Raw genomic sequence first — 13,489 nt, 5'->3', positions numbered from 1 at the left:
TGTTTCCTCCTCAATGCGTTGCTGCAGACTTCTTCTTTTGATTTTGTTCGGCGTGATCATGCGCGGCGGTGTGGGCGTGCCCGCACTCCCGGCAAATCTTGCTTTCATATGTGGTGACCACGGTGATGCGGCCGCGCTTGAGAACCCACAGCCGCGGCGGCAGATCCAGCAACGCGTCGGCGACCGCATGCGTGTCGAGGATCATCAGGTCGGCCTGCTTGCTGACGGCCAGGCCGTAGCGATCCGCTAATCCGACGGCGCGCGCGGCGTTCGCGGTACTCATCTTGAGAATTTCGAGCTGATGGTCCGGCGTACCGAACTGAACGATATGCGCCAGCAGATTGCCGATCTGAAGCGGGTCGGCCTTTCCGAACGGCGTAAATGCGTTTCGGATGTTGTTGGACGAATAGGCAACGTTGACGCCCGCCATATGCAGAGCCCGCACCGGCGTCAGCCCGCGCCGCGGCTTGGCCTCGTCCTTGCGTCCGCCCAGATAAAGATCAGTGGCGGGCAGCGTCACCACGTGAATGTCGGCTTCACGCAGCAGATCGATGACGGGCTTCGCCTCCTCCGGGATCCGCGCCCCGAGGCTGGTCATATGGCCGAGCGCAACACGGCCCTGATAGCCGGTCGCGATGGTCTTTCTGGCGATGTACTCGGCTGCGGCGAAACGCTGGTCCTGCGTGTCGTCGGCAAAATCGGCGTGCATGTCGATATCGAGGTCTTGCTTCAGGGCAAGCTCGAACACCTGATCGATGTGGGCACAGGTGTCGGTCCAGCTCAACTCATTGTAGGGACAGCCGCCGACGACATCGGCGCCCATCGCCAGCGCCTGTTTCATCAGATCGAGCACGCCCGACGTTTTCAGGATGCCCTCTTGCGGAAACGCCACGATCTGAAGATCGAGGAGATCGCGATATTCGTCCTTCAGCTGCAACGCCGTCTCGACACCGATCAAGCCCTGGATCGGATCGACATCGGGGTGGGCGCGGATGACGGAGGTTCCATTCCGCACCGCCATATCCAGAACCTGACGCGAACGAGCGAGAACATCCTCGCGTTCCTGCTTGGCCTTCAGAATGCCGGTGACGCGGATCGCCTCATCCAGTGTTCCGAAACGCGCCGGCAGGCGACGATGAAGGAACGCTTTGTCGAGGTGCAGATGAGGTTCGATGAAACCCGGCAACGCCACACGGCCATCTGCATCGATTTCCTGATCGCCGGTCTTGTCGAGGCGTTCCTCGATCGCGGCGATCTTTCCGTCCTTGATCCCGATATCGACAAGCGGCTTGCCGTCCTCGATACGGACGTTGCGGATAACAATATCCATCCTGCACTCCTCCCGTGCAAATGCGAGCTTGTTTTTGGGTGTTTCAGGCCCGGTCCCGTTGAGGGACTCGTTGGTAACTCGCTAACCATGAAGCTAGCGGGCTTTATGGAGAACCGTAAATCGGCGGGGTCCTAAGATGGTCTAGGAATATTCCTAGGGCGTGAACTGATAGATCTGCCGGCGGGCGAACTGCCAGGATGTCACTCCACAGCGACCTCTCGAAACGTCGTCGGTGCCATGGTCACGCCGCCGAAGGCAAAAGGCCGGTCGTAGATCATGAGAAGGACGAGGCACAGAGCGACGGCCGTTGAAAAGATCGACAGAGTCGCCGCCATCGCCGTTCGATTATCGATATGGATCATCGCGATGGTCACGAGGATCAGCACCATCAGGACAATGATGACTATCCACTGGACCGGCGCGATCTGAACCTGGCTGAGCCGAGTTCTGTCTCGCCGGGCGTCAAGCGCTTGTTCGATAGCCACCAAAGCGCGCTCCTGAGCCAGCTGCTGAGCGGGTTGTGCGGGCGTAAAGGAAAGGATCGCCGCCATTGCGTCGGTTAATCCACCCGGAATTACTTGCAAGTTGGCTTCGCCCCGGCCCATCGCCGGCCAATCATGCGTTTCGATGAACTGGAGGTGGCGCTTGATGCTTTCGCGCAGACTGTTCCGGACATCCGGCGGCAAGGCATCCGCGAGCAGCACGGCCTGCCGCAGCGCACTGGCTTCCTGACCGACATATCCCCCGGCGCGGTCGACATTGGTCCAAACACGCGAGGACAGGAAGGCGAGGAGCAGCGCCAGGATGACCGCGAGAGGCGTCAACGTCACAGGCGACGCCGCCTTCAGCTCCTTCGCCACCGCGCGCCGGGACAGGATTGCGGCTGCGCCAAAAATCACCATCGTCAACACGTAGCAGAAGCCGAATATAAAAAGCGTGATGCCGAGGATCGATTGGGACTCAACCCAATGCAACATTGGTCCTCCTGAGCTGGCTGCTCCTGCCTTTCCGGAATGCGTTCAAGGCACTTAGAGAGAACGATTATTTCTGGTGGCGTCGCAGCCAATAGGCAACGGTGAGTTCCTGAAATCAATACTCTCAATCGAGGTAGGCGCCCGGCCGCCTCCAGTCGTTCTGGAAGGTTAGGCCGTGTCCCCATAAACCCGGCGGCCTGATGCGGCGAAGACTGCGTCCGCTCTGCCGCAATAGCGGCCGGAGTTCTGCGGCAGCGCAACGTCGCGATGGGCCAATGACAGACATTGTCCATCATTGGACCGCGCTATCGCCGCGCAGAGGTATCAATGTCAGAACTTCAATGCTCTGTTTCGCGATCTTGAGAGTTCACCAGCGCCAAGAACTTGTTGCGCTCAAACAATGCCCATGTTTCTCAAAGTTTGAGCGCGCATTGCTCAAGCAATAAGCAAGCGTCGCATATCCCCTGGCTTCGCTAGCCGGTGACGCGATTTTCGTGGTGCAACACTCACGTTGGATGATGCGCGGGGTTTGACTGCTCCAATGGACTGCGATGGGATGAAGGCGTGCGTAAAACACACGTTCAAACCAGGAGAGATCCAATGTGCGCAGGTGACGACAAGGACTGTCCGGAATTCGAATTGCACCACCGCAAGTTCAAGGAAACGCTCGATCGGGAACGCCGGTCGTTCTTGAGGTCCAGCTTCGCCGCGGCCGGCGGCGCAGCGGCGATGACCGCGGGCGGCATTTCCTTGGTGACGCCGCAGATGGCGGCTGCCGCCGAGAGAAACCAACCGGCCAAGCGGTCCTATCATCACTTGCCGGCGAATGCCGACACTGTGCATTGGGGCTATTTCAGCAAGAAGTTGAAGCCGCAGGTGGAGATCGATTCAGGCGACTTCATCACCATTGAGGCATTGACCCACCATGCCAATGACGACGCCGAGCGCATGGTGAAGGGCGATCCCGGCGCTGAAAGCGTGTTCCTGTGGACCAAGGAGAAGAAGGGCGTAAACCGACGCGGCGCAGGACCGATGGATGCTTCGCTGTTCGGGCGCGGCGCAGGCGAAGGCCTTGGCGTGCACATCTGCACCGGCCCGGTCTACGTACGCGGCGCCCAGGAGGGTGACGTGATCGAGTTGCGCATCATCGACGTCACGCCCCGGCCCTGCGCTAATCCGCAATATCCCGGAAAGGCTTTCGGCAGCAACGCGGCCGCATGGTGGGGCTTTCACTATAAGGACCTGCTCACCGAGCCAAAGCCGCGCGAAGTCATCACAATCTACGAAGTCGACGCCACCGGCGAACGCAACTGGGCGAAGGCCGTGTATAATTTCCAATGGACTCCACAGACCGACCCCTCCGGCGTCGTTCACAAAACCATCGACTATCCTGGCGTTCCGGTCGATCACTCCACGATCAAGGAAAACCACGGCATCCTGAAGAATGTGCGCATTCCGATACGTCCGCACTTCGGCGTGATCGGCTTGGCGCCCAAGGAAGCGGATATCGTCGACTCGATTCCGCCGAGCTATACCGGCGGCAACATTGATAATTGGCGCATCGGCAAAGGCGCCACGATGTATTATCCGGTTGCAGTCGAAGGCGCCCTGTTATCAGTCGGCGATTCACATGCTTCTCAGGGAGATTCAGAGCTGTGCGGGACGGCAATCGAATGCTCGTTGAACGGCACCTTCCAGATCATCCTGCACAAGAAGGCCGATCTCGTCGGTACAGCGCTCGAAGCTCTGGACTATCCGATGCTGGAAACTAAGGACGAGTGGCTGGTGCACGGCTTCAGCTTCGCCAACTATCTCACCGAATTAGGAGACAAAGCACAGTCGGACATTTACTCGAAATCATCGGTTGACCTCGCGTTGCGCGATGCGTTCCGGAAGATGCGCAAATTTCTGATGACGACCAAGAAGCTGACCGAGGATGAAGCGATCTCTTTGATTACGATCGGCGTCGACTTCGGCATCACCCAAGTGGTTGATGGAAATTGGGGCGTTCACGCGGTCATCAAGAAGGATATCTTCGCCGGCGGCGAGACTTGATCCTTGACACCGACGCGGTCGTTCGCAGGAGCCGGCCGCGTCGCGCTGCATATCGAGATTGGCCGGCCAATCTCGGACAAAGACATCGCAGCGAGCATGGCGATTAGCGCACCGGGTGGCCACGGCAGCCGCAGCAGGCAAGGCCGCCGCGATGCAATCGTGCCCGAATTGAGGTCCATGATAAATAGTTATAGGATAAATAGTCACACGGCATTTTCCTTTGTCGGACGACGGCGGCATCCTCCAGCCAAATTCGCAGTATGCGATTAGGGCCGCTGTGCTGAGGCACACAGCATCAGGCGGTTTGGTCCTGCTTGGCCGTCAGGCAAGCGTGACAATCGATGATCCACGATCAGGAGACGACAAATGCCAGTCAAGCAGCCAATTCTCACGCCGCCCCAGGGCGGCCAGACGGTGACCTCACCCGGGGGCTCGCGCGTCGAGCTGAAAGTGGAGAGCAGCCAGTCGGGAGGCGACTATGGCGCTGTCCTGTGGACAGTGCGGGCCGGAGAGGAGCCGCCGCTGCACACCCACTCGCGCGAAGACGAGCTGATCTACGTGGTACAAGGGAAGCTGATCGCGCGGGTCGGCGATACCCGCGTCGAAGTGGGACCGGGCGCCTACGCGGCTCTTCCCCGCGATGTGCCGCATACGATCGAGGTGGTCGGAGACCAGGCGACCTTACTGCTCAGCTTCGTGCCGGGTGGGCTGGAGCGCTTCTTCGTCCCCCGGGACGGCGAGCAGCCCGACCCGGCGGCTTTCGGAATAACGTTCCCCTAAGGGCGAGATCGCGGCCCGCGCGTTGGTGATTACGCGCGGGTGGATCGCGCAGTGAGTCGAGGTGTTCCCGGAGGTAGCCACCGCGAAGACTGAAGTCGTTGGGCGGCTGCTCCTCCGCGCCGCCGTTCAGAATTGAGAGGACGTTGGTCCTCTACGCGCTTCATGAGTCCGCGCCCCAGACGAGTTAGTGCAGACCGCGACGCAACGCGTAATGCACAAGATCGACCACAGTCGCAGCCTCGAACTTCTGCAAGATGTTGGTCTTGTGCGTGCTGACGGTCTTGATGCTGAGATCGAGCTTGCGGGCGATGTCGGAAATCTTGCGGCCCTGGACCAGCAGGTCATAAATTTCGCGTTCGCGCGGCGTCAATCGCTCATGCGGCGCGTCCGCCGACACTGCTTGCGCCAAAGCGTGCTGGGCCGTGGCACTGATGAACATTTCATGGTTGGCAACCTTTCGGATCGCCTGAATGAGCTGCTGGCTGGCGCTGCTTTTCGTCACATAGCCGGCCGCACCGGCCTTGAGCGACTCGACCACATACTGATGCTCGTCATGCATGCTCAGCACGATGAGGCGGCCCTCGCCGAGTTGCGCGACGACATCGGCCAACAGGCCAATACCGCTGCGACCCGGCATCGACAGATCCAAGAGCACGATATCGCACGGCGACACGGCAAGAAGATCGAGAAGCTGCTGACCATTGGTCGCCTCACCCACGATCTGCAAATCTTCATGCCCGGAAAGAATCTGCTTGAGGCCTTCCCGGAAAATGGCGTGGTCGTCAGCAACAAGGAGCCGGATCATTGGCCTAGTACCCGCTTTCCGAAGTTCGTAACACGTCGCAGCACCCGCTTTGCGAACTTCGGAAAGCAAAGGGTACTAGCAAAACTATGATTCTAGTACCGCTTTCGACTTGAAGTCCCTGTCGCGCGTTTTCCGAGAGTGATGCAGGGACTTCAAATCGGCGGTACTAGTTTGTCCGGTGAATCTCGATCGATCAATGGCAAACGCACGGCAACGATGGTTCCGCCTTCAGGATTGGGGCTGATCTCCACAGATCCTCCGAGCACGTGCGCCCTCTCTCGCATCCCGACAAGACCAAGCTTGTTTTGTTGCGATGCATTCTGATCGATGCCCCGGCCATTGTCCTTGATCTCGATCTGCAACTCACTATTCTCATGCCGCGCCGCAACACTGGCGCGCGTCGCAGCGCCATGCCGCATGACGTTGGTCAAGGCCTCCTGCACGATCCGAAAAGCGGCGGTGCTGACCTCGCTGTCATAACGGATATCTTCCCGGTCGAACGACAGCGATGTATCCAGCCCCCCAAGTTCCGCGGAATTCTGCGTCAGCCACTTCATCGCCGACACTAGGCCAAGCTCATCAAGGATCATCGGGCGCAGATTGACGGCGATCCGCCGCAGATCCGTCACCGAGCGATCGACAATCGAAACCAGCCGATCGACGCGGCCCCGGATGAAGTCCGTCGATTCCCGGTGCTCGCGCAGCCAGATCAGTTCTATTTTCATCGCGGTCAGCGTCTGACCGAGTTCATCATGCAATTCACGGGAAATGCGCGCCCTCTCCTCCTCACGTACCGACTGCAGAAACGACGAAAGCTCGCGTAATTGCGCGCGTGAATGGATCAGTTCGTCTGCGGCGGCCTTGCGCTCGGTGATGTCGCGCGAAATCCCGACCGTTCCGATGATGTGGCCCTCGTCGTCACGAATGGGCGACTTGATCGTTTCGAACCACAGAACATTGCCGGTGGGGTCGGACCGGCTTTCCTCGTATTTCCGGCGCCGGCCGCTTTTGATCACCGCGCGGTCGGTCTGCATATAAATGTCGGCCAATTCGGCCGGCCAGATATCATGCGGCACTTTGCCAACAACCACGCTTTCATCCAGGCCAATGATTTCGAGATAGGCGGAGTTGACCGCGAGATAACGCGACTCCCGGTCCTTCAGCCACGCCATATCAGGAATATTGTCGAGGAGCGCTCGCTGCTGCTGCTGTTTATGATCTCTCATGAAAGGCATCATCCCTCAGCGCGGTCGCCTCGTCCACAGCCGTTGCCATGGCGGCTAGCAAAAAGGAACGGGAGTTATTCCATGCCAGCAACAAGTCGCGAGGATGCTTGCGAAAGCGAGCTGCTGGCTTCTGCGGGCGGAACGCAGATTTATTTCCGTTCGCGCTCGTCTTCCAGTCGATCGATGAGTTGCTTCTGCGATGACACCAAATCGATCAGTGCGCTGGTGGTCCAAGCAAAGTTGAACAGTCCCGAAATGCCGATGATAGGGCTGATAAGCCGCCAATGCGGTTCAAGGTCGACACTTCCGTAACCGAGCGTGGTGTAGGCGTTCGCACAAAAATAGATCGCGTCGTAACCGCGCGCAATCAAACCTAGGTACATGAGGGTATACGCCCACATCATAAACTCAGCGATATGCAGTGTGAGCAGGAGGAAGACGGACCAACCGAACAAGAGAAATGCCGCGACCAGATGGGGCCGTTCCAGACGAAGCCGTCGTTCGCGCCGCTTAAGCAACACGAGAATAAGGTGGAGACCGGCACCATGGAACATCACGAAAAAAACCAGCATGACTGCGCCGATGCCAAGCGCGGCCAAAGGTTTTATATCATCTGGAATTTTGGCAAGGAGTGACGAAAGATCAGGCATGCGGTTATTTAGTCCCCTTACGGCAACACAACCTGATTTTCCAGCGCTTCAAGCCTTATCGGGGTGCTCGATCTCGGTGTAGAGATCGCCCTGTGCCGCACCTGAGCCTGCGCGGCCGCCGCCGGCACCGCGGAGCACCCATGCTCCACACACTGCGAGAACCGCCCCCACGAGTGGGCCCGCGACATACACCCAGTAGCTCGTGAAGTCGGCCGCGACCAAGTTCGGACCGAACGTGCGCGCGGGGTTCATCGACGCTCCCGAGATAGGGCTCCCCCACAGCCCGGCGAGCGCAATGTACGCGCCGACGCCGATCGAGCCGAGTATCCCGATGTTCTGGGCTCCGGACGCTGTGCCGAGAATGACACTGACGAGACCGAGGGTCAGCACGGCCTCCATGAGGAACGCAGCAGACGCGGAGTATCCCGGCGCGGGATAGTTCGACCCGTAGCTGGCCGACACGTTGATCACCGCGTGCAGGAACAGTGCCGCGAGCGTTGCACCGATCAACTGAACGACGATGTATCCCGGCACGCGTTCCCATGGGAAGTCACCACGCAACGAAAACGCGATACTGACCGCTGGATTGAGATGAGCGCCAGACACCTTGCCCATGAAGAGGATGATCGCCATCACCATCAGACCGGGTGCGACAACCGCAGCGGCACGGCTGATCGTGCCGGGAAACGCCTGCCCCATCATGCCGCCACCGGCGGCCACGAGGACGAGGAAGAACGTTCCGAGCAGCTCCGAGAAGAGGCGGCGCCACTCTTGGCTCGGATCGCGGAAATCGTTCAGCGACGCGACGAGTTCGCGATCCAGACGGCTTAGCGTTACTTCGACCTCTGCATGCGCCATGAGCTGTTCTTTCCTCTCATCGATGCTGCCGTCCGTTAGCCTCTCACCGGGCCAGCACGGCTCGTCTGGTCCGCGGTCCGCTTGCGCGTTTCTCGCGCTGACGGGCATGCCTTCAATCGTCCAGGACGGGACCACACCAGCCGGGCAAGTAGTTTGCCTCATCGTTTTTCGCTAATTCCAGAGCTTGCTCGAGGGCGTACTCGAAGTGAGTCTCAACGGTTTTGCGCTTGACCCGTCGACGCAAAAAATCGGCCCACAGGAATTCGCTGAACGGCTCCGTGTCCTTGGCGTATCCGCCGGCGCGTCGCAGTTCGCCCGCCAACGAGCGGAACGGATCGTCAACAAGCTTGGCTACGGTCTTCGGTAAATCCTTGTAAGGACGCAGGCGGCCCTCGTCGTCGTAAGGATGCACCAAACTGCAATTGTCCAGGACGAACCAGAACGAGTCGGGCTCCAGCGTCCTGAGGTTTTTCACCACGGTGACCAGTACATCTTCGACGCCTTCGTCGTGCAGCGCCCGCGCCAAGTGGTGATGATCGATAACGTAGTGGCGGTCCTCCGGGCCAAGCACGACCGGGATCATATGCTTGCCTAGAAACTCGGCTCCTTTGCTTTTGCTCTCGTCATGCCAGCGCTTGCGCTTCTCCTTGACCTCCCGAATGCCGACCGTCATCTGGGTTGGGCGCAGGTCTGCAATCGCAACGGGCTTGAGAATGGGTTCGCGAACCGACATCTGCGACCTCCTTGATCACTAGTCTCATGTCCGCTTACAGGAGAAGACGCCGTTCGCCTCATCAGCAACGAACAGGCTTCGCCCCAGGACGACTCCCTTCCTCAGACCGTCGAGAATGAAGCGCCCGCATTCCAAAGTAGCAGATTTTCACGGCTTCGGGTTGGTCAGGGTTGCTGACCGAGTTCACGCCATCGTACCGCACCCGAGTCCATACGCGAGCTGGGTCAAACCGCAACGTGCTCTAGTTTGGGCTCGCCTTTCTTGCCGCGTCCGAGCGCGAATTGACCGACCGGACCCTCGACATGAAATTCGAGTCCCGTCATTTTTGCGAAGAGATCGATGTTGCCGGTGCCGATGGCACAGCCGCCGAGGTCCATATCGGTCGCCGTCAAATAGAATGTCTGGATCAAGCAGCCGACATCCTTCAGGATCAGCGAATACGCGATTGAAGAGTATTTCCAGGAGATCCGCCCAAAGCGCGCAGCGATGGTGATCAGCACCTGCGGCGGACCGGGTGCGTCCATGGCGAACTGGGCGGCAGCTGAGAGCGCCACGAGGTGTTTTTGTTGTTGATCTTGTTGCTGTGCGGAGATCTCGATCGCCGTCAGCGCGTGGCCGCCCGCGTCATAATGATAAAGTCCGCGTGGAAGCCCCTCGCAGTTCGAGACTGCCAGATACAGTTCCAGTTCGTAGGCGCTGCCCGCCGCCGGATAGGGTCTTGTGCTGTAGGTGGTCTCAGGATGGCCTTCGAAGTTATCGCCGCTCTTCCATTCCGACAGCACGCGGGCTGCGGTGTCGAGAAACTGCGCGAGTTCGGCGAGCGTGATCGGATGCCGGTCGTCGAAATCGCGGATGGAATGCCGTTCGCGCAACAGCGTTGCGAGGGGGGAGTGCGACTCTGAGGTGGAGAACTTACGCAGATCGATTGTCTTGCCCGACCATCGCGGACGCACCACCGGCAGCGGTGGAACCGCATCGGCATACATGTAGGCGCCGCCAATGGGGTTGGATTGCCGGCCCTCGGTGCTCCGTGTGTGAAACACGAGATCGTGGAAATCCCAAAGCACGAGATGGCCGTCGCCTTCATGCACCCGAAGGCCATCGCCATCCTGTGCATTGAGCTTGAGCAGGATCTGGCAATCCGCGAGCAGCTCAAGCAGCGCGAGGTTGACGGAGGATGCGTGTCGAAGCTCGCTGACTTTGTGAGGCCGCGACAGCGTCGCAAGCGTGGCGGCGATGGCGGGATCGCAGATCCGGAACAGCGCGCCGGCACGCGGCGATTCCAGCACCATCTCGTTGCCGCGCCGGCGCAGATAGGCGAATCGCGACAACACGACGGTATCGCGGCTACCAAGCTTGGCGCGGCGCGGCCAATATTCGGCGACCTGGGGCTCGATGACCACGACATCCTGCTCGTCCTGCGCAGCGAAGAGCCGGTATTCGAGAAGCCCCTGCTGAGCTAGTCGATGCACCAGGGCGTCGACTTCCCTGGCGACGGCGCTCTTGCCCGCAAAGGACGCGAGCGGCAGGCCGTTGGCCAGATGTTGCACGCGCTCCACCGCGGCGCGGCTCAACCGTCCAAGACTGACTGAATAGTGACCGAGCGACGTGTGGCCCGAAGACGCGGCGATATGTCCGTCCCCCTGCATCTGAAGCGAGGAATGACGGTTCAATCGGGCGGCGATGATGGGCGCAATCTTCGCGGGTCGCTTTTTCCGGGACGTGCGCACGAAGGAGCAGCCCTCAGGTGTGGGGAAGGAACGGCGTGAGTTCGCTTTCCAGCCGCGGACGATCCAGCAGTCCGAGCCTCACCGGCACATCGTAAAGCCGGCCCGGCGCAAAGCGGCGATAGAAATGCCGCAAACCCGGAACGAGCACGCGGACGACGGGGACTTCGACGTCTGGCCGCGTCTGGTCGAGCACGAGGAAATCATGACCCGCGTGGGTCGCAATCTCGACGCAGGCATTGACTTGATCGCGCGTGTTGTTGTGAACCTTCAAGCTGGGCGCCGGTGGCACGATCGGTGTCTGGCTTGGAACGAGGAACGGATAGTCTTCCAACCGCAGCGGATTGACGCCGTCCAGCGTCGGCTTTTCGCCGCTGGCGCCGCCCATCATGCCGATCGACATGAATTGCGTGAGCTCGGTGAGCGAACGCATCAGCGCGATGCGGCGATCGAAATGCGCACCAGATCCGAACTCGATGTTCTCGTGTCCATTCTGCATCCAGTGCATGATCGCGACGTACGTGGGAATGCCGAGATCGCTGGTGACGTCGAGCACCCAGAGCCTGCGTCCGGCCTCGGCAAACTGGCTCTGGAAATCCCGCACGTAGGGATCGTCGAATTGTGTGAGGTCGAGTTCGGCACGCTGCAGGCGGTTGTACCACCAGATCGCATAGGCATCGCGTTCGACCAGTTCGAGGAAACCTTGAACGATGGCTTCCTCGCGGGTATTGCCGGCCGCGCAACCGTTGGAATCCGTGGGCGAGTGGCCATAGAAAAAGTACAGCAGGCCGGTCGGACAATATTTGAAACGCTTGTCGCGCAGCGACCAGACCGGCGACCACTCGATTTTGGTCGAGGGATCGAGCGGCTCAGGAACCGGATGTGAATCCTCTGCTTGCGGGGCATTCCTGTTTTGAAACTGCGTTTCGCTGAACAGCTGAACGTCATTGGCGAGATAAGCGTCGCCGGGTTCGAAATCGGTGAAGCGGCGCTCCATCCTGACCTCGTCACCCTGGAAAATGCCCGAGTAGCGTTCGATCGCCTCCATCAGCGCGCTGGCCTCACCCTGCTCCGCTGTGGCGCCCTTGCCGAAGCTGCCGCCGCTGAGGCCAGACCTCAGCTGATCGACATTCCAGGCCGGCGCAGAGAAATTGTGATGCGCGAAGAAATTGGTGTTCATCGGCAGATCGGCCTCGATCCGCTCCAGCCGCGAGACCACGCCGGTCAACGGGCTAACATGTTTGCGGAAGCGCGCGACCGTCGCACGGGACGTCACGGTGCGGTATCCGCCGCTGGTCATGATCAGTTCCCTGCCCTCGGCAATCTCGACCGGCGTTGCCGCGCGGCGCGGACTCTGCAGCTTCCTGCTGCCGCAGGTGGGACATTGCGGACGTTTCGCGACGTAGTGCTTGCCGATGACCGCGCCGGTCAGGTCGAAACTTGCAATGTGGTCGCGCAGATCGGTGCGAAAGCCGGTGGCGATCGCTTTTGCAATTTCGATGGCGGCGAAATGGACGGAGGTCTGTCCAACGCTGTCGTTGACCAGGGGCGAGACGGCGACCGCCTGGGCTCCTCCGCGGTCGAGAAATCCCTTGATCTCCCGATTGCGGATCATGCGATCGAACAGACACGTCCAGCAGGCGCTTTCGCCGGGCTTGAAAATGGGTCCCACCAGCGGAAACACGCCGGATGGCTGCACCAGCAACCAAGATGTCTTATCGACGACGCGACCCTGATTTATCTCGGCGAGCCGCCGGTCGAGATAGTCGTTCACCAGGGTGACCGTGAGCTTGGGCGAACGCTTGGCGATCTGAACGCCGAGTTGGCTCAGCGCCGCGGTCAGTTCTTTGGCGCCTTTGACATCGATCGCCTCGACCCGCACCGGGCAATCGCGGAGATTTTGCTCGGCGACCTCGGGAGGCAGGCCCAGGCTTGCCCAATATCCAGCGACGGCGCCCACTGAGGCGCGCGATGCACCTGTCACGACGTATCGGCGCTCCAGCAGCCGCGTGATCGCTTCCTCGATCTTGCCCGAGGGAAAGCTCTTCGACAGCTGGCGAACGATCTCCGGCGCAGTCTTCCCATTTTTTCCGATTGCAGTCGCAATCGCGCAATAGAGCTCGCCGTGCAGGAAGAATTTGCGGTTCTCGGAATAGAGACAGACCACGTCTGGCGGAAGGACATAGGCAGTGAAGTTCGGCGCGAACCGCAAAACGTCTTTGCGGGTCTTGCTCGCAACGCGCGTCTTGCGATTGGCTGTCATCGGGTCAACACGCGGATTTTGTTGCCTGTCATTTCAAATCGAACGCCGCAACGAAAACAACAAAGTAAGTGGCCGGGTTGATCACCAG

At 59.9% G+C, this 13,489-nt stretch carries 11 protein-coding genes; 2 read left to right on the top strand and 9 right to left on the bottom strand.

The window, feature by feature from the left end:
* Nucleotides 1-10: 10 nt before the first annotated feature.
* Nucleotides 11-1,330 carry an amidohydrolase family protein gene (locus ACP0KA_RS20220; protein ID WP_424630509.1) on the bottom strand — a complete coding sequence of 440 codons (1,320 nt, stop codon included), beginning with the start codon at nucleotides 1,328-1,330 and terminating at the stop codon, nucleotides 11-13.
* Between the two features lie 200 nt (nucleotides 1,331-1,530).
* Complete coding sequence (locus tag ACP0KA_RS20215) at nucleotides 1,531-2,307, bottom strand: DUF4239 domain-containing protein (protein WP_424630508.1); 777 nt, start codon at nucleotides 2,305-2,307, stop codon at nucleotides 1,531-1,533.
* A 597-nt stretch (nucleotides 2,308-2,904) separates the two neighbouring features.
* On the opposite strand from ACP0KA_RS20215, the gene ACP0KA_RS20210 reads away from it, so the two are divergent.
* On the top strand, nucleotides 2,905-4,359 hold the full coding sequence (locus ACP0KA_RS20210) for an acetamidase/formamidase family protein (RefSeq protein WP_424630507.1): 1,455 nt from the start codon (nucleotides 2,905-2,907) through the stop codon (nucleotides 4,357-4,359).
* Nucleotides 4,360-4,725: 366 nt separating this feature from the next.
* A complete protein-coding gene (locus tag ACP0KA_RS20205; protein WP_424630506.1) occupies nucleotides 4,726-5,139 on the top strand; it encodes a cupin domain-containing protein in 414 nt (137 codons plus the stop codon).
* A 184-nt stretch (nucleotides 5,140-5,323) separates the two neighbouring features.
* Here ACP0KA_RS20205 and ACP0KA_RS20200 read toward each other — a convergent pair whose 3' ends face one another.
* From ACP0KA_RS20200 to ACP0KA_RS20170, 7 genes are all read right to left on the bottom strand, one after another.
* Nucleotides 5,324-5,944 carry a response regulator gene (locus ACP0KA_RS20200; protein WP_424630505.1) on the bottom strand — a complete coding sequence of 207 codons (621 nt, stop codon included), beginning with the start codon at nucleotides 5,942-5,944 and terminating at the stop codon, nucleotides 5,324-5,326.
* 152 nt (nucleotides 5,945-6,096) lie between these two features.
* Entirely contained in the window at nucleotides 6,097-7,170 is a 1,074-nt protein-coding gene (locus tag ACP0KA_RS20195; protein WP_424630504.1) for a PAS domain-containing sensor histidine kinase, read from the bottom strand.
* 149 nt (nucleotides 7,171-7,319) lie between these two features.
* Complete coding sequence (locus ACP0KA_RS20190; RefSeq protein WP_424630503.1) at nucleotides 7,320-7,820, bottom strand: ion channel; 501 nt, start codon at nucleotides 7,818-7,820, stop codon at nucleotides 7,320-7,322.
* Nucleotides 7,821-7,868: 48 nt separating this feature from the next.
* The gene (locus ACP0KA_RS20185; protein WP_424630502.1) at nucleotides 7,869-8,678 is read right to left on the bottom strand and encodes an MIP/aquaporin family protein; all 810 of its coding nucleotides are present in this window, start codon (nucleotides 8,676-8,678) and stop codon (nucleotides 7,869-7,871) included.
* Between the two features lie 112 nt (nucleotides 8,679-8,790).
* Entirely contained in the window at nucleotides 8,791-9,411 is a 621-nt protein-coding gene (locus tag ACP0KA_RS20180) for a ParB-like protein (RefSeq protein ID WP_424630501.1), read from the bottom strand.
* 224 nt (nucleotides 9,412-9,635) lie between these two features.
* Nucleotides 9,636-11,060, bottom strand: a complete 1,425-nt coding sequence (locus ACP0KA_RS20175; RefSeq protein WP_424631670.1) for a SagB/ThcOx family dehydrogenase — start codon at nucleotides 11,058-11,060, stop codon at nucleotides 9,636-9,638.
* Between the two features lie 94 nt (nucleotides 11,061-11,154).
* Nucleotides 11,155-13,401 carry a TOMM precursor leader peptide-binding protein gene (locus tag ACP0KA_RS20170; RefSeq protein WP_424630500.1) on the bottom strand — a complete coding sequence of 749 codons (2,247 nt, stop codon included), beginning with the start codon at nucleotides 13,399-13,401 and terminating at the stop codon, nucleotides 11,155-11,157.
* Nucleotides 13,402-13,489 lie beyond the last annotated feature (88 nt).

This window comes from Bradyrhizobium sp. SYSU BS000235 (genome assembly GCF_049747295.1).
Lineage (GTDB): Bacteria > Pseudomonadota > Alphaproteobacteria > Rhizobiales > Xanthobacteraceae > Afipia.
Note: the sequence above shows the minus strand (reverse complement) of the source record. Positions and strands in the feature narration are given on the sequence as shown.

What these genes read in the sequence shown, in the direction of transcription:
- ACP0KA_RS20220 (WP_424630509.1), bottom strand. Translation starts at nt 1,330, where the DNA reads ATGGATATTGTTATCCGCAACGTCCGTATCGAGGACGGCAAGCCGCTT.
- ACP0KA_RS20215 (WP_424630508.1), bottom strand. Translation starts at nt 2,307, where the DNA reads ATGTTGCATTGGGTTGAGTCCCAATCGATCCTCGGCATCACGCTTTTT.
- ACP0KA_RS20210 (WP_424630507.1), top strand. Translation starts at nt 2,905, where the DNA reads ATGTGCGCAGGTGACGACAAGGACTGTCCGGAATTCGAATTGCACCAC.
- ACP0KA_RS20205 (WP_424630506.1), top strand. Translation starts at nt 4,726, where the DNA reads ATGCCAGTCAAGCAGCCAATTCTCACGCCGCCCCAGGGCGGCCAGACG.
- ACP0KA_RS20200 (WP_424630505.1), bottom strand. Translation starts at nt 5,944, where the DNA reads ATGATCCGGCTCCTTGTTGCTGACGACCACGCCATTTTCCGGGAAGGC.
- ACP0KA_RS20195 (WP_424630504.1), bottom strand. Translation starts at nt 7,170, where the DNA reads ATGAGAGATCATAAACAGCAGCAGCAGCGAGCGCTCCTCGACAATATT.
- ACP0KA_RS20190 (WP_424630503.1), bottom strand. Translation starts at nt 7,820, where the DNA reads ATGCCTGATCTTTCGTCACTCCTTGCCAAAATTCCAGATGATATAAAA.
- ACP0KA_RS20185 (WP_424630502.1), bottom strand. Translation starts at nt 8,678, where the DNA reads ATGGCGCATGCAGAGGTCGAAGTAACGCTAAGCCGTCTGGATCGCGAA.
- ACP0KA_RS20180 (WP_424630501.1), bottom strand. Translation starts at nt 9,411, where the DNA reads ATGTCGGTTCGCGAACCCATTCTCAAGCCCGTTGCGATTGCAGACCTG.
- ACP0KA_RS20175 (WP_424631670.1), bottom strand. Translation starts at nt 11,060, where the DNA reads ATGCAGGGGGACGGACATATCGCCGCGTCTTCGGGCCACACGTCGCTC.
- ACP0KA_RS20170 (WP_424630500.1), bottom strand. Translation starts at nt 13,401, where the DNA reads ATGACAGCCAATCGCAAGACGCGCGTTGCGAGCAAGACCCGCAAAGAC.